Raw genomic sequence first — 23,941 nt, 5'->3', positions numbered from 1 at the left:
TTAGGGCTTGGGCGCCGTGCGGCTGACCTCGACGTCGACGGTCACGTCGCCGGCCTTTTCGAAGTGCAGGGTCAAGGGGAAATGCTCGCCCTCGGCGCGGGGGGCATCATCATGCAGATCCAGCAGCATGACGTGATAGCTCATGGGCGCGAACACCGCGTCTTCTTCGGGGTTGATCTGCAGTGAATCGAGCTGCTGCATCTTCATCATGCCGTCCTGATGCAAGTGCTGATGCAGCTCGGCGGAACCGGCGATCGGCGTATCGACGCTGACCAGACGATCTGGGAAGGTGCCGTGATTGCTGATGACGAAGTACGCCGCCACGGTGGGCGAGCTGGGCGGCAGTGCCTGGGACCAGGGGGCCTGCACGGTGATGTCGCCGACCTGATAATCCTTGGCGCTGGCCAAACCATAGGTGAACAGTAGGGCCAGGCCGATGAGCCGGGCCATCAGGCGCCAAGTGGAGGTCATTGCAAGCGTCCTTGTTCGGGGAATGGGCGCCATTTAGCCAGATGGCGCGGGGGAAGTAAAAACACCGATGCGTCTGGCTGTGTGGCGAGACTTGTCGTTGTCGATATCAACCGCTGGGCCCGCTCAGCGCCGCGATCAACTCAGCGACGCTGGCAAACTCCCGACCCACCGCTGGCAGCGGCGGCCGAGCGAGCACCAGCACGGGAATATGACGCTCCCGGGCGACCTGCAATTTAGGCTCGGTGGCGCTGCTGCCGCTGTTCTTGCTGATCAGCACATCGAAGTCATTGGCCGCGAACAGCGCGCGTTCTTCATCCAGACGAAACGGCCCGCGGGCGCCGATGATGTGGCAGCGGCTGTTGCCCGGATGATCGTCCAGCGTGCGCAGGGTCCAGAATTGCGCCTCGGGAATCTCGTGCAGGTACTGCAAAGGCTCGCGACCGAGGGTGAAGAACGGTCGCTTGAACGGCCGCAGCGCTGCGACCAATTCGCGCCAATCGGCGAAGGGCCGCCAGTCATCGCCCGCCTGTGGTTGCCAGCCGGGGCGCCGCAGTGCCCAGCACTCGATGCCCGTCATGCTCGCCGCGAGGGCCGCGTTGCTGCTCATCTGCGCCGCGTACGGGTGGGTGGCATCGATCAGCAGGGTGATGCCTTCGCTGCGGATATAGGCCGCCAACCCTTGCGCGCCACCGTAGCCGCCGACGCGCACCTGGCAGGTCAGATCGCTGGGTACGCGGCCGATGCCGGCCAGGCTGTAGACATGCAGGGGACCGAGGGTGCGGGCAATGGCGAGGGCTTCGGTGACGCCGCCGAGCAGCAGGATGCGCGTCATGCCGCGACCCCCGCAGTGCCGACGATGCCACCCTGACGATCGATGGCGAAGACCTCGACCTGCACGCTGGCGGGCACCACGCTGCAGGCGAAAGCACGGGCATGACGGCACACTTCATCACCCAGGGCGATGCCCGCGGCGCTGGCCATCGCCAGGGCCTGCTGGCTGGTGTTGGCGTCGCGAATGGCCCGTTGCAGCGCCTCGTCGGCGCCGATCGCGGCGGCCCACTGCGCCAGTTGCGGCAGGTCGATGCTCGAATGGCGGCTGTGCAGGTCCATGTGCCCGGCGGCGAGCTTGCTGATCTTGCCGAAGCCGCCGCACAGGCTCAGCCTGGCCACCGGCACCTTGCGCAGGTGCTTGAGCACGGCACCGACGAAGTCGCCCATCTCGATCAGGGCGATGTCGGGCAACTGGTAGACCCGGCGCATGGTGTCCTCGCTGGCGTTGCCGGTGCAGGCGGCGATATGCACGTAGCCGTTGGTGCTGGCGACATCGATGCCCTGATGGATCGAAGCGATGTAGGCCGCGCAGGAAAACGGTCGGACGATGCCGCTGGTGCCGAGGATCGACAGGCCGCCGAGAATGCCCAGGCGCGGGTTCATGGTTTTCAGGGCGAGGGCGGCGCCGTCCTGGACGTGGATGGTGATCTCGAAGCCGCCGCGGTAGCCGCATTCGGCGGCCAGTTGAGTCAGGTGCTGGGTCATCATTTGCCGCGGCACCGGGTTGATGGCTGGTTCGCCGACGCCCAGCACCAGGCCCGGGCGGGTCACGGTACCGACCCCGTCACCGGCGACGAAGACCACCCCAGGCGCGGCGAGCAGGCGCACGCGGCTGAACAGCAGGGCGCCGTGGGTGACGTCCGGGTCGTCGCCGGCATCCTTGATCGTGCCGGCTTCGGCGCCGGCATCGAGCAAGCGGCAGAATTCCAGACGCAGGGTCACCTGTTTGCCCTTGGGCAGGACGATATCGACGGCGTCCAATGGCTCGCCCAGCAGCAGCAAGCGTGCCGCCGCCAGACTGGTCGCGGTGGCGCAGCTGCCGGTGGTCAGGCCGCTGCGCAGCGGTGCCGGTTGCTCGGCGGTTTCGTCACGCATCATGGGCCATCATCGGCTTGCTCAGGTCGAGAACGGTAATAGGCAATGCCTGGCGCCAGGTGTCGAACTCGCCCAGCGGTTGCGCCTGAGCGATGTGCAGGCGGGTCAGGTCGCCACCGTATTGGCCGCGCCAGTGCATCAATGCCGCTTCGCTCTGCAGAGTGACGGCGTTGGCCACCAGGCGCCCGCCGGGCTTGAGTGCGGCCCAGCAGGCTTCGAACACGCCCGGGCGGGTGACGCCGCCGCCGATGAAGATCGCATCCGGCGCTTCCAGGCCGTGCAGCGCGTCGGGGGCGCGGCCGCGTATCAGTTGCAGGCCGGGCACGCCGAGGGCATCGCGGTTGTGTTCGATAAAACCCTGCCGGCCGTCGTCGGCCTCGATCGCCAAAGCGCGGCAGCTGGGATGGGCGCGCATCCATTCGATGCCGATGGAGCCACAGCCGGCACCGACGTCCCAGAGCAGCTCGCCTGGCTGCGGGGCCAGGCGCGCGAGGGTCACGGCGCGGATGTCGCGCTTGGTCAACTGGCCGTCATGGCGGAAGGCATCGTCGGGCAGCCCGGCCAGGCGCGAGCGTCGTGGCGCGGTGACGGCGGCACGGCAATCGATGGCGACGACATTGAGGTCGGCCGCCAGGTCATCGCCCCAGTCCGTCGCCAGCCCGCCGTAGCGTTTTTCCAGGTGGCCGCCGAGGTGCTCGAGCACGGTCATCCGGCTGGGGCCGAAATGGTTGTCGCGCAGCAACTGGGCAATAGCCCGCGGGCTGCTGCCATCGTTGCTCAGCACCAGCAGGCGCACGCCATTGGCCAGTTGCGCGGTGAGCGCGCTGAGCGGGCGGGCGACGATGGAGAGGACGTGCACATCCTGCAGCGGCCAGCCCAGGCGGGCGGCGGCAAGTGCGCAGGAGGAGGGCGCCGGCAGTGTCAGCATCTGCTCGGCCGGCACTTGGCGTGCAAGGCTGGCGCCGACGCCGAACAGCATCGGGTCGCCGCTGGCCAGGACGCAGACCGGCTCGCCTTTGCGGGCCAGTACCGGTTCGAGGCTGAAGGGCGACGGCCAGTCCAGGCGCTCGGCGCGCAGACAGTGGGGCAGCAGTTGCAGCTGTCGCGGTGCGCCGACGATGCGCGTGGCGCCCAGCAAAGCGCGCCGTGCCTGCTTGCCCAGGCCGGCGAAGCCGTCTTCACCGATTCCCACCACGGTCAGCCAGGGCAACATGAATATTCCTCATAGCGTTCAATTCCGACGGGCAGACTTTTCATGCTGTCGGCCAAAGCAGGCATAATACCGCGCCTTCACCCGCGAAGCGCTTTTTGACGATATTGGGTACTCCTTTGCACGCGCCATCCCCGGCCCGCCCGCCGCTGCCTGCTGTACGCCCCTCGGCTTGTCCGGGGTTGCTGCGTATCGTCCAGGCGCTGGACGGCGGCATCTGCCGTATCAAGCTGCCCGGCGGCGTGCTGACGGCGGATCAGGCCGATGCCGTGGCGCACGCCGCGCAGGTGCATGCCGGCGGTGTGATCGAAGCCACCAACCGCGCCAATCTGCAGATTCGCGGCATCGTCGGGTCGCACGAGGCGCTGGTCGAGGCGCTGTTGGCGGCCGAGCTGGGGCCACGCCAGGCGGCGGGCGATGACGTGCGCAATCTGCTGCTGAGCCCGGCTGCCGGGGTCGATCGCCAGCAGTGTCTGGATGTCCGGCCGCTGGCCGCGCAGATCCTCTCAAGCCTCGAGCAGGAGCCGCGCCTGCATGCCCTGTCGGCCAAGTTCGCGATCCAGCTCGATGGCGGCGAAGCGCTGGCGATGCTCGAGCATCATCACGATCTGTGGCTGTCGCCGTTGATCATCGACGGTGCGTGCTGGATGGCCTTCGGGCTCGCCGGTTGCCCAGCCCATGATCCGGCGGCGGGCGCAGTGCCGCTGGCCCGCGCGCATGCCTTGGTGCTGGCGGTGCTGGAGGCGTTCCTGGCGCAGGCGACGCCCGAGCAGCATCGGCTGCGTGATCTGCTCGCCGGCATCAGCGCCGCCGGGTTTGTCGCCGATCTGGCGGCTCGGCATCGCGGCCTCGGCATCCGTGCGGTGGAGTTCCACCGTGCCTCCAGCGTCGCCGCGCCGATCGGCGTGCACGCTCAGCGTCAGGCCGGACGCAGTCTGGTGGTGGCCGGCGCGCCCCTTGGCCGGCTCGACGCCGAGCAACTTCGCGGCGCCGCGACGCTGGCCCGGCGTCTGGGCGACGGCAGCCTGCGAATCACCCCGTGGCAAGGTCTGCTGCTGCCCGGGATCGCCCACGCCGATGCCGCGACGGTGCAGCAAGCGCTGGCGGCACTGGGCTGGCTGGTGGATGCGGCGCAACCGCTGGCCTCGTTGATCGCCTGCACCGGCGCCAGTGGTTGCGCCAAGGGCCTGGCCGATACCAAGGCCGATGCCCGGCGTCTGGCGGCTACCTTGCAATATCCTGCCGCCGTGCACCTGAGCGGATGTGCCCGCTCCTGTGCCGCCGCCCACGTGGCGCCGGCCACCCTGTTGGCCGTGGGCAACGGCTACTACGATCTCTATTTGCGCGATGCGACGCTGCCCGGTTTCGGCACGCTGCACGCCACCCATATCACTGTGCAGGAAGCTGGCGCCTTGCTGGATGCCCGCTCACGGAGCAATACCCATGATTGATTACATCCGCGACGGTCAGGAGATCTATCGCAATTCCTTCGCCATCATCCGCGCCGAAGCCGATCTGAGCGGCATTCCCGCCGATCTCGAAAAGCTCGCCGTGCGGGTCATCCACGCCTGCGGCATGGTCGAGGTGGTGGCGGACTTGCGCTTCTCCCCAGGTGCCGGCAAGGCCGGGCGCGACGCCATCGCCGCCGGTGCACCGATCCTGTGCGATGCGCGGATGGTCGCCGAGGGTATCACCCGGGCGCGTCTGCCAGCCAACAACGAGGTGATCTGTACCCTCAAGGACGACAGCGTGCCCGAGCTTGCCCGCGAACTGGGCAATACCCGCTCGGCGGCGGCGCTGGAGCTGTGGCGCCCGCATCTGGCCGGCAGCGTGGTGGTGATCGGCAACGCGCCGACCGCACTCTTTTACCTGCTGGAAATGATCGACGCCGGCGCCCCGAAACCGGCGCTGATTCTGGGCTTCCCGGTGGGCTTCGTCGGCGCCGCCGAATCCAAGGCGATGCTCGCCGCCGACAGCCGCGGTGTGCCGTTCGTGGTGGTCAACGGCCGCCGCGGTGGCAGCGCCATGGCGGCTGCCGCGGTCAACGCCCTGGCCACGGAGGTCGAATGATGTCGGGGGATGTCGTCAAGCGCGGTCGATTGCTGGGGCTGGGCGTCGGCCCGGGCGATCCGGAGCTGATCACGGTCAAGGCCCTGCGCCTGCTGCGTGAATCGCCGGTGATCGGCTATTTCGTCGCCAAGGGCAAAAAGGGCAACGCCTTCGGCATCATCGAAGCTCACCTGCAGGCGGCCCAGACTCTGCTGCCGCTGGTCTATCCGGTGACTACCGAGGCACTGCCGGCGCCGCTGTCCTATGAACAGGTCATCAGCGATTTCTACGACGAGGCCAGCGTTCAGGTGGCCGAGCATCTGGATGCCGGTCGCGATGTGGCGGTGATCTGCGAGGGCGATCCATTCTTCTATGGCTCCTACATGTATTTGCACGACCGCCTGGCCGAACGCTACGACGCCGAGGTGATCCCTGGAGTCTGTTCAATGCTCGGTGGCGCCTCTGTGCTGGGTGCGCCGCTGGTGTATCGCAATCAGAGCCTGTCGGTGCTCTCCGGGGTGCTGCCCCACGAGGACCTCAAGCGCCGCCTGGCCGATGCCGACGCGGCGGTGATCATGAAGCTGGGGCGCAACTTTCCCAAGGTGCGCGCGGTGCTCGCCGAGTTGGGTATGGCCGGGCGGGCGCTGTATGTCGAGCGCGCGACCATGGCCAACCAGAAGATCGTCGCGCTGGATGAGGTCGATCCGATGTTGTCGCCGTATTTCTCGCTGATCATCGTGCCCGGTGAGCGGTGGCAGGGGTGATGCGGCCGGCGATCGTCATTCTCGGCAACGGCGCGCTGGCCACGGCGCGACGTCTGCAAGGGCTTTATCCGCAGGCGCAGATCCATGGGCTGGCAGGCCGGGTCGAGGGCGCGGATGTCGTCTACAGCGATTTCGGCGCCACCTTGCGCGCGCTGTATCAAAGCGACACGCCGATCATCGCCCTGTGCGCGGCCGGGATCGTCATCCGCAGCCTGGCCAGCGTGTTGCTGGAAAAGGGCGCCGAGCCGCCGGTGCTGGCCGTCGCCGAAGACGCCAGCGCGGTGGTGCCGTTGCTGGGCGGGCTGGCCGGGGTCAACGTCATGGCGCGGAAGATGGGCGAGCACTTGCGGGTGAATGCCGCCATCACCACCAGCGGCGAATTGCGCTTCGGCACCTGCCTGCTCAATCCCCCCGAGGGCTATGCGCTGGATGATCTGGGCCAGGGCAAGCGCTTCGTCTCCGATCTGCTGGCGGGCGAGTCGGTCCGGGTCGAGGGCGCGGCGCCTTGGCTGGCCGACGCGCGGCTGCCGCTGGATGACCAGGCGCGCCTGACCATCCGCGTGGCCAGCCAATCGCGTGCAGCGGCTGCGGATGAGTTGTTGATCTACCCGCGCAACGTGCTGGTGGCGGTGAGCGCCGAGGCCGAGGATATCGTCGCGACGGTCACTCAGGCGTTGCAGATGGCCGGGTTGGCGTTGCCGGCCCTGGCCTGCCTGCTGGCCACTGACACGCAGATGGCCGCTGCGGCGTTGCATGCCGCCGCGCAGACGCTGGGCGTGCCGTTGCGTTTTGCCGCTGCGACGCGGCCGCAGCGGCTGGTCGAACGGGCCCTGGGCCTCGAGCCTGTGCAGGTCGACGAGCACTGTGCGGTGGGTGTCGCGGCGCTGCCGATCGAGGTCGACAGCCTCGGCCGGGCACGCGGGCGTCTGGCGGTCATCGGCCTGGGGCCCGGCGCCGCCGAGTTGATGGTGCCAGCGGTCAAGGCCGAGCTGGCGCGGGCCAATGACGTCCTCGGCTACGAGACGTATGTGCGCATGGCCGGCCCCTTCCGCGCCGATCAGGTGCTGCACTGCACCGATAACCGCGAAGAAATGCAGCGCGCTCGGCATGCCTTCGAACTGGCCGCGCAAGGTCGCTCGGTGGTGGTGGTGTCGTCCGGTGACCCGGGTGTGTTCGCCATGGCCGCAGCGGTGCTGGAGGCCCTGCATGAAACCGACTGCCCGCAATGGCATCAGGTCGACTTGCAGATGCTGCCCGGCGTATCGGCCTCGCTGGCGACTGCGGCGCTGGCCGGTGCGCCACTGGGGCATGACTTCTGCGTACTGTCGCTGTCGGACAACCTCAAGCCGTGGTCGATCATCGAGACACGTCTGGAGCTGGCCTGTCAGGCCGATCTGGCGCTGGCCTTCTACAACCCGATTTCCAAGGCGCGCCCGCTGCAACTGGGCAAGGCGCTGGAGATCGTCCGTCGTCATCGCGCGCCCCAGACACCGGTGACCCTGGGTCGCGATGTCGGCCGGCCGGGGCAGCGGCTGAGCATCACCACGCTGGGCGAGCTGACGGCGGATCAGGTCGACTCGCGGACCATGGTGCTGGTCGGCTCGTCGACCACCTGCACCTTCGCCAAGGCCGATGGCGGGCAGTGGGTCTACACACCGCGCTGGTATCCGCACAAGCCGGGATAGGTTGCCCGCAGGGGAAACGCTTACCGATTCATCGGTGAGGCCGCTCCCTATACCTTGAGGTTGTCGCGCTGCGAGGTGCGACGCAAGCGCCTGATCAACCTCAAGGATGTGAGTCATTATGGATATTCAAGAACGCGTACAACTGCTCTCCAACCTGGATGTCGTGGTACCGCCTGCCCCGGCAAGGGTCATGAGCCGTAGTGCTGCGGTATCGCAACCGATCACAGGGACCGGTGAGAGCGGGCTGATCGTCGGCTCGGCCATGCACGGTTGCATCGATGGCCTGACCGTCGCCAACAAATACGCCGTGGTCAACTCGCAGCTGCTGGCGGAGCGCGCCGCCAGCGCCAAGTTCGATAACGAGACCCAACCCGTCGAGTGGTTCAAGCGTTATCTGGAAGTGCTGCGCATCTGCGGCTGGACCACCCAGGGCAGTGAATTCACCTCCTACAGCAGCGCTGAACGCAGCCAGACGGTAGAGCATGCGACGCTGTCGATTCTGCGTTCGTTTGGCGGTGTCCATACCAACGCGTACCTGCGGGTCATCACCAACACCTTCGCGGCGCTGCGTGCCAATGTCCGTGTCAGCAGCCGCTTCGACAGCGAAAGCACCAGGGCCGGTTCGGCCAAGTTCCGCATTCTGCCGTGCCTGCAGACCGCAGACGAGCATGTGGTGATGGTCCTGACCTCGATGCAGGCCGCCAACAAGAGCACCCACGTCGAGAAGAATCAGCCAGGTCGCTTCTGGGAACGCACTATGGAGCAGACCGACATTCGCTACGCCGCCGCCGAGTGCATGCTCAACATGCGGGTCTACAACGGCGCCAAAGCGCAGATCGAGAAGAAGCTGGCGGGTAATACCGCAGACCTGATCGACGCGCTCGATCTGGGTTAATGAAGCGGCGCCAACTCGGTAACCCACCGGGTCCGCGCTCTTGCCAAGCCGTTTGGGGATTGCAATGTCCGAAAAATCATTTCGGGTCGAGGCCATCGCGTCGACCCTTCTGCTCACGGCGCAGGATCAGTCCTACGCTTCCCTGATCGATGTGCGTCCCGCGTTGTTGGCCGCCCAGTTAAGTGCTCACAAGCTATGCAGCGCGAATGGCAAGCCCCATCAATGGCAAAACGAATTCAGCCGTGTCATGGCTTCGTTGGGATGGCGTCAAACGCTCTGTGGGATAAACGGTGCCGAAAAGCCAAACCCTTCGGGCTGGGTCGTTCACAAGGTGCTGGCCTGGGGGCTTGCGCGCAAATGCCCTGGTGAATGGGCGGTCCCCCTGCGTCAGGCCTTGGCCCAGGTGGCCGCTGCCCCGGAGGACTCAAAGGCGGTGCAGACATTGCGCGCCTATGGCTGGTTCGGGACCGCACTTAATCTACAGGTCGCGTTCCTCGACACCGATGGCAGCCTGATCATCTACTCGATCTACTTCGATGCGCATGAGCCTGTCCCAGCCCAATGGCTGAGTCACCCGTTCCGGCCGTCGCACCGCAAGGCCATGCTTCACACCCGTGTTGTCGCGTCCAGCTTTTCATGCGAGCTCTACGCTCCGGTCGCTGACAGTTTGAAAACCCGCCTGGGGGACAGGCTCCAGACCGCCATCGCGACAGTCTAGGCGAGCTGGTGCCCGAGCCCGGGTGGCTTCAATGCGCGAGATCATGACGATCCGCGTCTTTCTACAAGGAGTTCTTTATGAAATTCCCAGCTGTTTCCGTTGCTCAGATGAAAAATCAATTGGCCCAGCTTGAAACTTATGAGCTGCCCGAATCGCCCATGACGGCTGCCGCGTCTCAGGCGCCGAGACGCAGGCGGAGCTTGAGCCCTGAGGCCCCCACCCCGGATGCGGCGGTCGTCGCCAATGGCGTGGTTTCGTTCGTCAGCGGCATGAGTGAACAGAACAAGGCGGACGTGCGCAACAGTTACCTGTACGCCAGCCTGGTCGCCACCAAGCGATTCCCGAAAGAAGCCGACGGCGAGCAGTGGTACGAGCTGTTCGCCAAGGTGATGAATGATATGGGCTGGACCTTCATCGACAAGCGTTACTCGCGCTATACCTCCCAGGACAACTCGCTGAGCATGGATCGGATAGGCCTGCAGGCCATCGGCTCGCTCGTGGCCAGCGCCGCGTTGCCCGGTGCCATCGGGCCGGCGTTGTTGAAGGCGGCAGGTGCGGCCCTGGAGGGGCTGAAAAAAGCCGACAACGACAAACCGGTCAGCCTGTTCAATCGCAATGCCAGCAAGCCAGGTGGCGGCCAGTTCACTCTGAGCGCGTGCGCCGAAGACGACGATGGTGAAGTGATCATGGCGTTCGGGGCGTTTCACTGTCAGTCCCAGGAAAGCAAGGGCAGCGTGCTGTTCGTCAATTGGAACAACGCGTCTGCGCAAATCTATACCGGTGACGCCCGCATGACGCTCAACCCTCTGGTCTACACGATGGCGCGCGACCTTGTGCTCCAGCGCCTGGGCCAGAACGTCGAGTCGGCGATCGCCAGTTACGAGATCTGACCGATTCAGCCCGGTATGCAACGGCGTGCCGGGCTGCTTCACGCATGGATGCCCGAGGAGAACCTATGCCTGATTCCAACTACCAGGCGGTCATCAACGCCGGTTGCCTGTTATGGATGCCGAAGATCGCCGAGCAGGAATATCGTGACGTCATGACGTCACTGCTATACGTGCAGTTGGCAGCCAACAAGAAACATCCGTCTTTTACCGCACCGGATCTGTGGCAGGAAGTCTTTGTCGGCGCGCTCAAGCAGTTTGGCTGGGCGCCGCTGCAGACGGGACATCGATCGCGTAGCGCGGCTGCGAACTTTCGCCTCGCCCAATGGATAAACACCGAGGACCTGCCCCTTACCCGCAGCCAACAGCAGTCGGGCGAGAGCCTTTGTGCGTATTTGGCCTCCCTGCCCGGCACTGACGAGGCCTTGCAGGTGTTGCAACGCAATATTGCGGGGTATGTGTGCATGGATGCGGCCGACGCTGGCAAGGCTGTCGAGCTGCCGGGTTTCGCGCCGTCGGGGCCGAGCGCTACAGATCGCCCGGCGTGTCCATCGCTACCGAACGAAACGCCACGCCCGAGCCCTCACACCGTGGTGGCGGCGCATTTCGGGGTGATCCTGCCAGGCCGGCGGATCGAATTGCTGACCGTGCAGTTCGCAACCCGAGAGCGCCTGGCCGAGAACCTCTTCGAGCAGCGATTCGACGTCGGCAAGCTGATGGGCGAGATCCACATCAGAACCTTTGTCGGCGAGCTTTCCGAACTGCGCTACTCATCATTTCGCGAACGCCTGGATGGCCTCGTGGGCGACCATCGGGCCAGGGAAATCGTTGAGCGGCTACCGTTTCAGGAGACCAGAACATGACACGAGCATTTCCCCCACCGCCCAGCCATGACGACACACGCGCCATGATCGCCTCGCTGGCCCCCACTCAACGCCTGACTGGCCGCTCGGCACGCCGCACGGATGACTGGGAGGCCTCGCTGCAGCGGGCGGTCGATGCACCCGATGGGGCGGTGCTGCCCAGCAGCCTGGTGTCTTTCGGCGCGCAGATCTCACGACAGGACAAGCTCGACATGCTTCTCTGTCATCAGTTGGTGCAGATACTCATGCGCGCCGCTCGCGAGCGCCAAGCTACGGACGATTGGTTCGCCTATTACAAAAGAAGGCTGGAGTTTCTGGGCTGGTACGAGCTGTACTTGCCCGATTCCGGACCGTCCTCCAGTTATCTGCCGGCCGACGACATCAGCCCGGCGACACTGCAGGCGGTCAAGGACATCGGCCTGCCCGGCACCGGGCTGCAAGCGCCTGCCCTGCAGCGGTTGGCGCAAGACCCGGCGGCGCAATGCCTCATGGAACGCAATACGGTGGTGGGGCAAAGCGCGGTCTACCGGTTTGTGCCGAGCGTGACCGGGGCCAATGGCATGGTCGAGGCGTTGTTGTATCAGCGTCAGGTCAAGGACAGTCGCACCGTATCCAAAGGCCGGCTGTTTTCCAGAATCGCGGTTGCGCAACAGGTGGAGGAGCGCTTGGCGGTGATCGCTTTTCGACCGGGTCATTTCGAGCGGCATCGTCAGCAGGTGCTCGACACCTTGCGACAACAGATCGAAACCGACATCTATCCGTTGTGAGCCTCAGCCCTGCTGGATTTCGTCCTGGCGGGTGTCGCGCTGCGCCACCCAGTGCTCGATCACTTCGCGCAGCTGGGACAGTTCCACCGGCTTGGCCATGTGACCGTCCATGCCGGCCAGGCGCGCGCGCTCCTTGTGTTCGCTGAGGATGTGCGCGGTCAGGGCCACCACGGGTGTGCGTACCCGCTGGTGGCCCATCTCCCAGGCGCGTAACTGCGCGGTCGCACTGAAGCCGTCGAGGATGGGCATCTCGCAATCCATCAGCACCAGATCGTAGCGCCGGGACTTCATCGCCTGCAGGGCTTCCTCGCCATTGCTGGCGGTATCGGGTTGCAGATTGAGCTTGCCGAGCATGCCGCGGATGACCTTGGTGGAGATGGTGTTGTCTTCGGCCACCAAGATGCGGAAGTCGTTCGGTACATCAGGCGTCGGCGCCGCTGGCAGGTAGGTCGCCAGTTCGGGTGGCGGCGCGCTGTGGCGCTGGGCCAGTTCGTCGGCCAGGGTGGTGCGCAGCGTATAGCCGGCCACCGGCTTGGCGAGAATGCGCTTGATCCCGGCGTTGCGGGCGATGATCTTGCTCGGGGCGTTGCTGATGCCGGTGAGCATGATCACCAGGATGTCGTGGTTCAGGCTTGGGTCTTCCTTGATCTTGGCGGCCAGTTGCATGCCGGTCATGCCGGGCATGTTCTGGTCCAGCAGCACCACGTCGAAGTAATCGCGCAGGTGCGCCTTGGTGCGCAGCAGGGCCAGGGCTTCCTTGCCCGAAGGCACGGCGCTGACGTTCAGGCCCCAGGCCGAGCATTGCTGCACCAGCACCTTGCGGCAGGTGTCGTTGTCGTCGACCACCAGCACCCGCGCGTCGCGCAGAGAGGCATCGAGATCGGACGGTGCCTGTTCCAGGCGCAGTGGGTCCAGCGGCAGGGTCAGCCAGAAGGTGCTGCCTTGCTGGCTGCCGGTCTTGATGCCGAACTCGCCTTGCATGAGCATGATCAACTGCCGCGCAATCACCAGCCCCAGGTGCCCGCCCAGCGGATTGCTGGCCAGCAGGTCCTGGCTGCGCAGTTCGGTGTGCAGCAGGGCCTCGCGCTCGGCATCCGGCAGCGGCTCGCCGCTGTCCTGCACGGCGATCCGCAGGCGCGGCTGGCCAGCGCGCTGATCCAGCGCCACCACCAGCAGCACTTCGCCCTGTTCGGTCTTGCGCAGCGCATTGTCGAGCAGGCTGAGCAGGGCCTGGCGCAAGCGCGTCGGGTCGCCGCTGATGACCCGCGGCACCTGCGGCTGGGTGAAGCTGATGAGCTCGACGTTCTGCTGCTCGGCCTTGGCGCGGAAGATACTCAGGCAGTCTTCGATCAGGGCGTTGAGGTCGAACTGCACGTCGTCGAGCTCGATCTGTCCGGATTCGATCTTGGAGATGTCGAGGATCTCGTTGATCAGGGTCAGCAGCTCGTTACCGGCGCTGTGAATGGTCTGCACGTAGTCGCGCTGGTTGACCGACAGCGGCGTGCCCAGGAGCAATTCGGTCATGCCCAGCACGCCATTCATCGGGGTGCGGATCTCGTGGCTGAGCGAGGCGAGGAATTCCGCCTTGGCGTTGATTTCGGCGGTGCTGGCGGCCAGTTCACGGCTGGCGCTCACGCGGTCCTCGTTGATGCTGCGCAGGCGCTCGCTCAAGGCCACGTTGAGAATGGTGCCGGCGATCACGGCGAAACCCACCAGGGTGAAGATCAGCCATTGCGTCGGGGTGCGGGTCAGGCCCAGCAGGGCGGGCACCACCACCAGGGTGGCCAGATTGACCAGCAGCATACCCAGGGTAAACAGCCGCGCCGGCCGGTAGCCGGCCTGCCAGTGCCACGCCGCGATCAGCAGCATGGTCACCGAGCCCATGCCGACGAAGCCGTAGGTCATGAGGTTCATGGGCAAGGCGTCGATGAACAGCAGCAGCAGGCTGCCGACGCCGATCAGTAGTATTTCGGCATACAGCAGCCGGGTCAGCGGCAGGTGGTTGCGCGGGCTGAAAAAGCGCTGGGTGAACATCAGCCCGGCAATCACCGCCAGCAACATGGTGACGTAGGCCGCCGGCGTTTGTGCCGGGCTCCACTTGAGCAGCACCGGCGAGATCAGATTCATCAGCAGCATGCCGGTCAGCAGCAACATCAGCTGGCTGCCGGCCAACCAGAACGAGGAACTGGAACGACCGTAACCGTAGCGAATCAGGTTGTGCAGGGCGAGCATGAACAGCGCGCCGAACAGCAGGCCGAACAACATCGGCTGGCGCTGGTCGCTGGCGGCAACCACGGCTGACTCGAGGATGATGTGGGGCCTGAGCTGATGCTCCGACACCATGCGCACGTAAACGTCGAGCGGCTTCTGGCTGATCGGCAGCGGCAAAAGGCGGTCGGTGCTGGTGGGGAAGGGGTCGCCGGCAGCATGGGTGCTGCCTGCCTGGGTCTGGCGGACTACCAGGTCGCCGTCGAGCACATAGAGATCGAGCTTGTCGAGGTCCGGTGCATAGATGCGCAGCAATTGCTGGTCGTTGCCCGGCGCCAGATGGTAGTGCAACCACAACGCCTCATCGGGCCGCGCTGCGTTCAGGTCGCGCAATTCGATAGGGCTGAATTCGTTTTGATAGCGTTGCGAACGGACATCGCCGAGCTGCAGGTTGGCCTCCCCATCGAGCAATACCGACCAGCCGCTGCTTTGTTCGGCCTGTGCCGAGCAGAGGCAGAGCAGGGCCAGCAAGCTGACGATTAGGGTGATGGCGTTCCTGGGCCTGCGCACGGCGAAATCCCTTCGTGAGTGAATGCCTTTTGTAACTATGCGCGGCGCTTCAAGCGCATGGCAAGTGCACTATAGCGCCTGTCCGGTGCCGTGGCGCAGGGCGCGAGCGGTTGAGCGCGCGCCCCGAGCCGCGTCAGGCGTCTACAGCGAATCTTCACCACGCTCGCGAGCGATTGCCCGGTAGCCGATGTCGTTGCGGTAGAAGCACCCAGTCCAATCGATTTTCCCTGCCAATTCATAGGCTTGTGCTTGAGCATCGGCGACGCTGCGGCCCAGTGCCGTGGCGCAGAGCACGCGGCCACCGGCGGTGACTACCTGGCCATCGACCAATGCGGTGCCCGCGTGGAAGACTTTGCCTTCCAGACTGGCGGCAGCGTCAAGGCCGCTGATCGCGGCGCCCTTGGCGTAATCGCCCGGGTAACCGCCGGCGGCCAGGACCACGCCCAGGCTCGGCCGCGGGTCCCACTGCGCTTCGACCTTGTCCAGCGCTTGCGCCAGCGCAGCCTCGACCAGCAACACCAGGCTCGACTGCAAGCGCAGCATCACCGGCTGGGTTTCCGGGTCGCCGAAGCGGCAGTTGAACTCGATGACCTTCGGGTTGCCAGCCTTGTCGATCATCAGGCCCGCGTACAGGAAACCGGTGTAGACATTGCCTTCATCGGCCATGCCGCGCACGGTCGGCCAGATCACCAGGTCCATCACACGCTGATGGACGTCGGCGGTGACCACGGGCGCCGGGGAGTATGCACCCATGCCGCCGGTGTTCGGGCCGCTGTCGCCATTGCCGACGCGCTTGTGGTCCTGGCTGGTGGCCATGGGCAGGACGTTCTTGCCGTCGACCATGACGATGAAGCTTGCTTCTTCGCCATCGAGGAACTCTTCGATGACCACGCGCGAACCGGCATCACCGAAGGCGTTGCCGGCGAGCATGTCGCGCACGGCGTCTTCGGCTTCGCCAAGGGTCATGGCGACGATCACGCCTTTGCCAGCGGCCAGGCCATCGGCCTTGATGACGATCGGCGCGCCCTTTTCCCGCAGATAGGCCAGTGCCGGCTCGATCTCGGTGAAGTTCTGGTAGTCGGCAGTCGGGATCTTGTGGCGCGCCAGAAAGTCCTTGGTGAAGGCTTTCGAGCCCTCCAGCTGGGCCGCGCCGGCGGTGGGGCCGAAGCAGTCCAGTCCACGGCTGCGGAACAGGTCGACGACGCCGGCCACCAAGGGCACTTCCGGACCGACGATGGTCAGTGCGACGTTCTTCTCGGCGAAGTCGGCCAGTTGTTCCAGCGCGAGCACGTCGATGGCGACGTTTTCGCATTTCGCCTCAATGGCGGTACCGGCGTTGCCGGGGGCGACGAAGACTTTCTCGACCCGTGGATCCTGAGCGACTTTCCAGGCCAGGGCGTGTTCACGTCCGCCGCTGCCGATGATCAATACGTTCATTGCAAAACCTCGATGACGCTGAATTCTATGAAAGGCCATCGGGGGCAAGCCCCCTCACTACAGGTAGCGAGGGGGCTTGCCCCCGATGACTGCACTGCCGTATCAGTGGCGGAAGTGGCGCATGCCGGTGAACACCATGGCGATGCCGGCTTCATCAGCCGCTGCAATCACCTCGGCATCACGCATCGAACCGCCAGGCTGGATCACCGCAGTGATACCCACTTTAGCCGCATTATCGATACCGTCGCGGAACGGGAAGAAGGCATCCGACGCCATGACCGCGCCCTGTACCTGCAAGCCGGCGTGTTCGGCCTTGATGGCGGCGATGCGCGCGGAGTTGACGCGGCTCATCTGGCCGGCACCGACACCGATGGTCTGACGGTTCTTGGCGTAGACGATGGCGTTGGACTTGACGTACTTGGCCACTTTCCAGGCGAAGATCAGGTCGTGGATCTCTTTCTCGGACGGCGCACGTCGAGTGACGATCTTCAGGTCATCGGCGCTGATCATGCCGATATCACGGCTCTGTACCAGCAAACCACCATTGACGCGCTTGTAGTCCCAGGCCGCGGCGCGATCCTGCGACCACTCACCGCACACCAGCAGGCGCACGTTGGCTTTGGCGGCGACCACGGCGCGGGCCGCTTCGCTGACGCTCGGGGCGATGATCACTTCGACGAACTGACGCTCGACGATGGCCTTGGCGGTCTCGGCGTCCAACTCACGGTTGAAGGCGATGATGCCGCCGAACGCAGACTCGGTGTCGGTGGCGTAGGCCAGCTCGTACGCCTGGCGGATGCCGCCCTCGGCATCCGGGCAGACTGCCACGCCGCACGGGTTGGCGTGCTTGACGATCACGCAGGCCGGCTTGACGAAGCTCTTCACGCATTCCAGCGCCGCGTCGGTATCGGCGACGTTGTTGTAGGACAATTCCTTGCCCTGCAGCTGGGTGGCGGTGGCGATGCCGACTTCGGCCGGCTTCGCTTCAACATAGAACGCCGCGCTTTGGTGCGGGTTCTCGCCGTAGCGCATTTCCTGGGCCTTGACGAACTGGCTGTTGAAGGTGCGCGGGAACTCGCTGCGGCCTTCAGTGCTCAGGGTCTCGGCGGTCTGGTTCACGGTGCCCATGTAGTTGGCGATCATGCCGTCATAGGCTGCGGTGTGTTCGAAGGCCTTGAGCATCAGGTCGAAACGCTGTGCGTAAGTCAGACCACCGGCTTTCAGGCTGCTCAGGACGTCGGCGTAGTCACTGGCGTTGACCACGATGGCCACGTCTTTGTGGTTCTTGGCCGCCGAGCGGACCATGGTCGGGCCACCGATGTCGATGTTCTCGATGGCGGTCGGCAGATCGCAGCCCGGCTTGGAGATGGTGGCTTCGAACGGGTACAGGTTGACCGCGACCAGATCGATCGGCTTGATGCCGTGCTCGCTCATGATGGCGTCGTCGGTGCCGCGGCGGCCGAGGATACCGCCGTGGATTTTCGGGTGCAGGGTCTTGACCCGGCCGTCCATCATTTCCGCGAAGCCGGTGTAGTCCGCCACTTCCACTGCGGCGACGCCGTTGTCGCGCAGCAGTTTGAAGGTGCCGCCGGTGGACAGGATCTCGACGCCGAGGCTTTCCAGTTCGCGGGCGAACTCGAGAATCCCGGTCTTGTCGGAAACGCTGATCAAGGCGCGGCGGATCGGCAGGCGGGTGGTCTGGTCGGTCATTTCAGTTTCCATTTAAAGCAGGGAAAGTCAGCAAAAAAGGCGAGCTCATCACGAGTCGCCTTTTCTGGTTTGAATGCATGCTTAAAGCAGATCGTACTGTTTGAGCTTCTTGCGCAAGGTGCCGCGATTGAGGCCGAGCATTTCGCTGGCCTTGGTCTGGTTGCCCTTGACGTAGTTCATCACGCTTTCGAGCAACGGGGCTTCGACTTCGGAGAGCACGAGGTTGTACACGTCCGTGACGGCTGCGCCTTCTAGGTGCGCGAAATAATTGTGCAGCGCCTTCTCGACACTGCCGCGAAGGGTCTGACCCTCTTCGCTAGGCGTGTTGAGGTGCTGTTTCAAATTGACGTTGTCGCTCACGGGTGTTGTTCCACTCACTAATGTCTCGGTCATCATGGTCATGCGGCCACCCCATTTCCGTCCCTTGTCGCCAGGCTCTGGTGATGCTCGCTGAAAAACGCGCGAACATTGGCCCTTTGTGCCGCCGTATCGTCCAACGTGTTGAAGTGACTACGGAACTCCCGGGCGCCTGGCAGGGTAGCCAGGTACCAGCCGACGTGCTTGCGGGCGATACGCACGCCCATCACGTCACCGTAGAACTCATGCAGCGCGGCCAGGTGCTCTAGCAGGATGCATTCCACTTCACTCAGTTGCGGCGCCGGCAGCTTTTCGCCAGTACGCAGATAGTGCTCTATTTCTCGAAAAATCCAGGGTCGCCCCTGAGCGGCCCGGCCGATCAGCACACCGTCGGCACCGGTCGCGTGCAGCACGTGGCGGGCCTTTTCAGGTGAATCGATATCGCCGTTGGCAAAGACCGGGATCGACACCGCCTGCTTGATGGCGGCGATGGTGTCGTACTCGGCTTCGCCGGTGTACAGGTCGGCACGTGTGCGGCCATGCACGGCCAGCGCGGTGATACCCGCCTGCTCGGCGATTCTGGCCACGGTGAGGCCGTTCTTGTTGTCCCGGTCCCAGCCTGTGCGAATCTTCAAGGTCACCGGTACATCCACGGCGGCAACCACGGCCTGGAGAATTTCCTCCACCAGGGCTTCGTCCTTGAGCAGCGCAGAACCTGCCGCCTTGTTGCACACCTTCTTGGCCGGGCAACCCATGTTGATATCGATGATCTGCGCACCCAGTTCGACATTGGCCCGGGCCGCCGCCGCCAGCATCTGCGCGTCGCCACCGGCGATCTGAACCGAGCGGGGCTCGGGATCGCCATCGTGGATCATGCGCAGACGCGACTTGCGGGTGTTCCACAGGCTCATGTCACTGCTGACCATTTCCGAAACCACCAGGCCCGCGCCCAGTCGTCGGCAAAGCTGACGAAAGGGCTGGTCCGTGACCCCGGCCATGGGGGCCAGGATCAAACCATTGCTGACTGTGTATGGGCCGATGCGTACCGCCGACATTGGGTCTTCCCTGTTGTGGGGCAGGATCAGGAGAGTTCGAAAAAGGGTTGGCATAATACCCGCTCTCGATGACTGGATAAAGATCGATTTGGATAAAATCTGAACAGTTATTTGCTTATGCCGAGCCGTTCGAGGGTGCGCGGGCTATTCCGGCGACTGGAAGCTCAGGCTGTAATTCACTGCCTTGCTGCCTGGATCGAGGATGTCGAGGGCAATGTGGATCGGCGTTTGCGGCGGCATGTCGGTCTGCCCGGCCAGGTCGCCGCTCAGGTATTCGCTGGGCTTGAAGCGACGACTGGCGATCAGCTTGCCGTCGAGGTCGGCAAAGCGCAGTTCCAGCAGCGGGAAGGGCTGCGAGAAAGGCGCGCGGTTGTAGATGATCGCGTCGACGATCAGCGCGCCGCTGAACTGCGGATGGCTGCGCACCACCAGATTGCTGCTCTTGATCAGGGCAATATCGACCTTGGAGGGCACCGTGCAGCCCACTACCGGGCACAATTGCTGGAACCACGGGCGATAGGCGTCCTGGCGGGCCAGCTCATCGAAGTGGTAGGCGACGTACTGGCCCGCCAGCGTCAGTGCCGCGAGCAGTGCCAGGAAGCTCCAGAGCAGGCGCTTGCCCCATGAGCTATGGGATTTCTGCCATTGCAGTTCGAGCGGGTCTTCGGACAGGTCGGGCAGGTTGGCGTCGCGCATCCGCGGTTCGGCGCGGCGGGCCTTGGCGGCGGGCTTGAGCGGGGCGGCATCGACCCGGCGCAGGCTTTCGTCGGCGGCTTCGATGGCCGAGCGGCGTTGGCGCCTGTCATGGAGCGGGGCGCGGCGGTCGATATCGTCGAATTCGTCTTCAAGACGACTGAGGGACGGTTCGGCGCGGTCCTCCTCGTCGTCTACCTGCTCGTGGATGAGCGGCGCCAGGGGCCCATCGACTAGCGGCGCCGGGGTGTGGGCCTCGCCTGGCAGGTAATGGTAGGCCGCCGGCTCCCCATCCCGCTCCGCGCGCAGCCCCTCATGTGCAAGCGGGCTTTGCTCGCGAAGCGCTTGCGCGTCGTCTTGCTGCTCGCCAAGCCGCGGCTCGGTCAGCGGATGGTCGTCATCATCGAAGTTGTTGTGGGCCGCTGACGGCTCGTCGCGGCTGGCGCTGAGCTGGTCATCGCGCCCCGATTGCTCAGGGTGGCCGGGGCGTGGTGTGAAGCGTTGCTCCAGGCGGGCCAGTTCGTTGTCGAGGTCGAGGTGTTCGAGGTCGATTTCCGCTGCAGCGGCCCAGCGGCGTTGGCTGATGGGCTCGACCCGGCGATAAGCGGGGGCTTCTGTGGCTGCGGCGGTTGTGTCGGGTGCGGTTTCAGGAGCGGGCTCTACGCTGGGCACGCTAGGCGGCACCTCGCCGAACAAGGCGGCCGCCGACTGCCCCGTGCTCTTCTCCAGCAACTGCCGCGCCGCGTTGAACACCTGCAGGCACGAACCGCAGCGCACCGCACCGCGCGCCGCGCTCAGCTGGTGATAGCTGACGCGAAAGCTGGTCTGGCAATGTGGGCACTGGGTGACGAAACTCTCGGTCATGCGCGGGTCCGGGCGGTGAGCGGTGCTCTGGCGGTGGAGAGCGGTATCTTAAGAGGTCTCAGCGGCGGCGACCACTGATGCGTACCCAGCCATCGCGGTTGGCGATCGGATCGAGGTCGAAATCCGCGGCGTAGGCGGCGGCGACTTCTTCGCCTTGTTCGGCCAGGATGCCCGACAACGCGAGGCGGCCACCGGGTTTGACCAGCGTCGACAACTGCGGCGCCAGGCTGACCAGCGGTCCGGCGAGGATGTTGGCGACCAGTACATCGGCTTGCTGCGCCGGCAGGTCTTCAGGCAGGTACAGAGGGAACGACGCCTCGGCAATGCCGTTGCGTCCGGCGTTGTCGCGGGAGGCTTCCAGCGCCTGCACGTCGATGTCGGTGCCGACCGCCTGCTTGGCGCCCAGCAGCAGCGCGGCGATGGCCAGGATGCCCGAGCCGCAGCCGAAATCCAGCACTTCGCAGTTTTGCAGCGGCTGGCCGTCGAGCCATTCAAGGCATAAGGCGGTGGTCGGATGGGTGCCGGTGCCGAACGCCAGACCCGGGTCGAGCAGCAGGTTCACCGCGTCGGGCTCGGGTGCCTCCAGCCAGCTCGGCACGATCCACAGGCGCTGGCCAAAACGTATCGGGTGGAAGTTGTCCATCCAGGTGCGTTCCCAGTCCTGATCCTCGATGACTTCAGCGTGATGCTCGGGCAACTCGGCGTCGGTCAGCAGTCGCAGGTGGGCGAACACTGCGGCGGCGTCGGTATCGGCTTCGAACAAGGCGAGCAGATGGGTGTGGGTCCACAGCGGTGTGGTGTTGAGTTCGGGCTCGAAGATCGGCTGGTCTTGCGCGTCCATGAAAGTGACCGACACCGCGCCGACTTCCAGCAGGGCATCTTCATAGGTTTCGGCTTGTTCTGGGCTGATGGCCAGACGGACTTGCAGCCAGGGCATGGCGGGTACCTTTGATCTTGAGCGAAACGGCGCAGTTTACGCGAGCGCGGGGAGTGTAGCGAGGGGGCTTGCCCCCGACAGGCATTGTCAAGCTGTCAGATCTGTGAGTATCCGGCAGTCGGGTGGCTATGCAGGATGGTTGACCTCCCGATGCCAGAGCAACATGAACATGAAATCCAGGATAGATCGGCGATATTTGCTGCAGTGTGATGGTCAGGGTTCGGTGCTTTTGTCTCGTTCGCGATCCTGGCGCTCTTATGGAGCGTTCGGTGATGCGGCGTTCATGCCTGGAGGGCTGGGATATAACGGGATTTGGCGGGAGGGCATGGCCAATGGTTATCTTCTGGGTGATGGCCATCGACTCTATATTCCGGCGCTTCGGCGATTCAGCGGTGCTGACTCGATGAGTCCATTCGGGCCAGGCGGATTGAATGGGTATATGTACTGCGCCGCCGATCCGATCAATTTCGTTGATCCAAGCGGGAAAATCAGATTGTTGTCTGTGTACTCTCTGGCAGCTGACGTTGCGGGGCTGGCGCCTACGCCAACAATTGGGAAAGGCGCCGTACGGCGGTTGTCATTTTCAAACACGCTGGGGAAGCTGCCATTTAGGCCAGGCCAGGCCAGGAGAAGGCAATAGACACTTTCAAGGTCAGGGCTCGGCAAGTGGGAAGGGGTAAATGGAAAGAACTCCGGGCAGCCTTCGAGGATGTCCAGTTGGTCATGGGCGACGGGCAGTTGACCCAGAATCAGCGACGGCTATCGTTGAGTCATCTAGATCAGAATGCCGGGCCGCAACTGAAGCGTATTTTTTCCCATAATCGACCTGCGGATGGCCGTCCATGGGGGCAGTCCTACTCTGGCGAGATTGTCGATGACGACACCTTCGCCTTGCGAGTGCTTGAGGTCGAGCGGGACAGACTGCGAACGGCTGGGGTCGACGTTCACGTGGTTCGCTATTTGTACGAAAAAAAACCGGCGCCTAAGCGCCGGTTCGTCATGCGTCGATACTAATCACTTCTCGCTAGCCAGCTTGTGTTCCAGGTATTGAATATTCACACCACCCTCACAACGCGAGGCGGCCACCGGGTTTGACCAGCGTCGACAACTGCGGCGCCAGGCTGACCAGCGGTCCGGCGAGGATGTTGGCGACCAGTACATCGGCTTGCTGCGCCGGCAGGTCTTCAGGCAGGTACAGAGGGAACGACGCCTCGGCGATGCCGTTGCGTCCGGCGTTGTCGCGGGAGGCTTCCAGCGCCTGCACGTCGATGTCGGTGCCGACCGCCTGCTTGGCGCCCAGCAGCAGCGCGGCGATGGCCAGGATGCCCGAGCCGCAGCCGAAATCCAGTACTTCGCAGTCTTGCAGCGGCTGGCCGTCGAGCCATTCCAGGCACAAGGCGGTGGTCGGATGGGTGCCGGTGCCGAACGCCAGACCCGGGTCGAGCAGCAGGTTCTCCGCGTCGGGCTCGGGTGCCTCCAGCCAGCTCGGCACGATCCACAGGCGCTGGCCAAAACGTATCGGGTGGAAGTTGTCCATCCAGGTGCGTTCCCAGTCCTGATCCTCGATGACTTCAGCGTGATGCTCGGGCAACTCGGCGTCGGTCAGCAGTCGCAGGTGGGCGAACACTGCGGCGGCGTCGGTATCGGCTTCGAACAAGGCGAGCAGATGGGTGTGGGTCCACAGCGGTGTGGTGTTGAGTTCGGGCTCGAAGATCGGCTGGTCTTGCGCGTCCATGAAGGTGACCGACACCGCGCCGACTTCCAGCAGGGCATCTTCATAGGTTTCGGCTTATTCTGGGCTGATGGCCAGACGGACTTGCAGCCAGGGCATGGCGGGTACCTTTGATCTTGAGCGAAACGGCGCAGTTTACGCGA

At 64.7% G+C, this 23,941-nt stretch carries 21 protein-coding genes and 1 pseudogene; 10 read left to right on the top strand and 12 right to left on the bottom strand.

The window, feature by feature from the left end:
• From AC3WJP_RS06620 to cbiE, 4 genes are all read right to left on the bottom strand, one after another.
• On the bottom strand, positions 1 to 471 hold the full coding sequence (locus AC3WJP_RS06620) for a copper chaperone PCu(A)C (RefSeq protein ID WP_493720562.1): 471 nt from the start codon (positions 469 to 471) through the stop codon (positions 1 to 3).
• A gap of 106 nt (positions 472 to 577) precedes the next feature.
• On the bottom strand, positions 578 to 1,303 hold the full coding sequence (locus AC3WJP_RS06615) for a cobalt-precorrin-6A reductase (RefSeq protein WP_493720563.1): 726 nt from the start codon (positions 1,301 to 1,303) through the stop codon (positions 578 to 580).
• Positions 1,300 to 2,397 (bottom strand): cobalt-precorrin-5B (C(1))-methyltransferase, encoded by a 1,098-nt coding sequence (locus tag AC3WJP_RS06610; protein ID WP_493720627.1) that lies wholly within the window; start codon positions 2,395 to 2,397, stop codon positions 1,300 to 1,302. Before AC3WJP_RS06610 ends, AC3WJP_RS06615 begins: the two co-directional genes overlap by 4 nt.
• Positions 2,390 to 3,610 (bottom strand): precorrin-6y C5,15-methyltransferase (decarboxylating) subunit CbiE, encoded by a 1,221-nt coding sequence (cbiE, locus tag AC3WJP_RS06605; RefSeq protein ID WP_493720564.1) that lies wholly within the window; start codon positions 3,608 to 3,610, stop codon positions 2,390 to 2,392. Before cbiE ends, AC3WJP_RS06610 begins: the two co-directional genes overlap by 8 nt.
• 116 nt (positions 3,611 to 3,726) lie before the next feature.
• Between cbiE and cobG the strand changes: the two genes are divergently transcribed.
• The 9 genes from cobG to AC3WJP_RS06560 all read left to right on the top strand — a co-directional run bounded on the left by cobG (position 3,727) and on the right by AC3WJP_RS06560 (position 12,235).
• Positions 3,727 to 5,058 (top strand): precorrin-3B synthase, encoded by a 1,332-nt coding sequence (gene cobG, locus AC3WJP_RS06600; RefSeq protein WP_493720565.1) that lies wholly within the window; start codon positions 3,727 to 3,729, stop codon positions 5,056 to 5,058.
• Positions 5,051 to 5,677, top strand: a complete 627-nt coding sequence (locus AC3WJP_RS06595; RefSeq protein WP_493720566.1) for a precorrin-8X methylmutase — start codon at positions 5,051 to 5,053, stop codon at positions 5,675 to 5,677. Before cobG ends, AC3WJP_RS06595 begins: the two co-directional genes overlap by 8 nt.
• On the top strand, positions 5,674 to 6,420 hold the full coding sequence (locus AC3WJP_RS06590) for a precorrin-2 C(20)-methyltransferase (protein WP_493720567.1): 747 nt from the start codon (positions 5,674 to 5,676) through the stop codon (positions 6,418 to 6,420). The genes AC3WJP_RS06595 and AC3WJP_RS06590 overlap by 4 nt, the downstream gene beginning before the upstream one ends.
• Positions 6,420 to 8,105: a precorrin-3B C(17)-methyltransferase gene (cobJ, locus tag AC3WJP_RS06585; RefSeq protein WP_493720568.1), complete on the top strand. Its 1,686-nt coding sequence runs from the start codon at positions 6,420 to 6,422 to the stop codon at positions 8,103 to 8,105. The genes AC3WJP_RS06590 and cobJ overlap by 1 nt, the downstream gene beginning before the upstream one ends.
• Before the next feature lie 118 nt (positions 8,106 to 8,223).
• Complete coding sequence (locus AC3WJP_RS06580) at positions 8,224 to 9,000, top strand: hypothetical protein (protein WP_493720569.1); 777 nt, start codon at positions 8,224 to 8,226, stop codon at positions 8,998 to 9,000.
• Between the two features lie 64 nt (positions 9,001 to 9,064).
• On the top strand, positions 9,065 to 9,718 hold the full coding sequence (locus AC3WJP_RS06575; RefSeq protein ID WP_493720570.1) for a hypothetical protein: 654 nt from the start codon (positions 9,065 to 9,067) through the stop codon (positions 9,716 to 9,718).
• Between the two features lie 200 nt (positions 9,719 to 9,918).
• Positions 9,919 to 10,608: a hypothetical protein gene (locus tag AC3WJP_RS06570; protein ID WP_493720571.1), complete on the top strand. Its 690-nt coding sequence runs from the start codon at positions 9,919 to 9,921 to the stop codon at positions 10,606 to 10,608.
• Positions 10,609 to 10,673: 65 nt separating this feature from the next.
• Positions 10,674 to 11,468, top strand: a complete 795-nt coding sequence (locus tag AC3WJP_RS06565; RefSeq protein ID WP_493720572.1) for a hypothetical protein — start codon at positions 10,674 to 10,676, stop codon at positions 11,466 to 11,468.
• On the top strand, positions 11,465 to 12,235 hold the full coding sequence (locus tag AC3WJP_RS06560; protein ID WP_493720573.1) for a hypothetical protein: 771 nt from the start codon (positions 11,465 to 11,467) through the stop codon (positions 12,233 to 12,235). The genes AC3WJP_RS06565 and AC3WJP_RS06560 overlap by 4 nt, the downstream gene beginning before the upstream one ends.
• Positions 12,236 to 12,238: 3 nt before the next feature.
• Here the strand turns inward: AC3WJP_RS06560 and AC3WJP_RS06555 are convergent, their stop codons facing one another.
• From AC3WJP_RS06555 to prmA (AC3WJP_RS06525), 7 genes are all read right to left on the bottom strand, one after another.
• Entirely contained in the window at positions 12,239 to 15,013 is a 2,775-nt protein-coding gene (locus tag AC3WJP_RS06555; protein WP_493720574.1) for a hybrid sensor histidine kinase/response regulator, read from the bottom strand.
• 141 nt (positions 15,014 to 15,154) lie between these two features.
• A complete protein-coding gene (purD, locus tag AC3WJP_RS06550; RefSeq protein WP_493720575.1) occupies positions 15,155 to 16,450 on the bottom strand; it encodes a phosphoribosylamine--glycine ligase in 1,296 nt (431 codons plus the stop codon).
• Positions 16,451 to 16,552: 102 nt separating this feature from the next.
• Positions 16,553 to 18,160, bottom strand: a complete 1,608-nt coding sequence (gene purH / locus AC3WJP_RS06545; RefSeq protein ID WP_493720576.1) for a bifunctional phosphoribosylaminoimidazolecarboxamide formyltransferase/IMP cyclohydrolase — start codon at positions 18,158 to 18,160, stop codon at positions 16,553 to 16,555.
• An 81-nt stretch (positions 18,161 to 18,241) separates the two neighbouring features.
• Complete coding sequence (gene fis, locus AC3WJP_RS06540) at positions 18,242 to 18,562, bottom strand: DNA-binding transcriptional regulator Fis (protein WP_008368706.1); 321 nt, start codon at positions 18,560 to 18,562, stop codon at positions 18,242 to 18,244.
• Positions 18,559 to 19,572 carry a tRNA dihydrouridine synthase DusB gene (gene dusB, locus AC3WJP_RS06535; RefSeq protein WP_493720577.1) on the bottom strand — a complete coding sequence of 338 codons (1,014 nt, stop codon included), beginning with the start codon at positions 19,570 to 19,572 and terminating at the stop codon, positions 18,559 to 18,561. Before dusB ends, fis begins: the two co-directional genes overlap by 4 nt.
• A gap of 144 nt (positions 19,573 to 19,716) precedes the next feature.
• A complete protein-coding gene (locus tag AC3WJP_RS06530; protein WP_493720578.1) occupies positions 19,717 to 21,129 on the bottom strand; it encodes a DUF3426 domain-containing protein in 1,413 nt (470 codons plus the stop codon).
• 58 nt (positions 21,130 to 21,187) lie between these two features.
• A complete protein-coding gene (gene prmA, locus AC3WJP_RS06525; protein WP_493720579.1) occupies positions 21,188 to 22,066 on the bottom strand; it encodes a 50S ribosomal protein L11 methyltransferase in 879 nt (292 codons plus the stop codon).
• Between prmA (AC3WJP_RS06525) and AC3WJP_RS06520 the strand changes: the two genes are divergently transcribed.
• A complete protein-coding gene (locus AC3WJP_RS06520; RefSeq protein ID WP_493735667.1) occupies positions 22,038 to 22,706 on the top strand; it encodes an RHS repeat-associated core domain-containing protein in 669 nt (222 codons plus the stop codon). The genes prmA (AC3WJP_RS06525) and AC3WJP_RS06520 overlap by 29 nt on opposite strands.
• Before the next feature lie 429 nt (positions 22,707 to 23,135).
• Here the strand turns inward: AC3WJP_RS06520 and prmA (AC3WJP_RS06515) are convergent.
• A pseudogene (prmA, locus tag AC3WJP_RS06515) lies at positions 23,136 to 23,897 on the bottom strand (50S ribosomal protein L11 methyltransferase); the annotation flags it as partial.
• Positions 23,898 to 23,941: the final 44 nt, after the last annotated feature.

Source organism: Pseudomonas sp. GW821-FHT01A09 (assembly GCF_058986725.1).
This window is presented reverse-complemented; position numbering and strand designations above follow the sequence as displayed.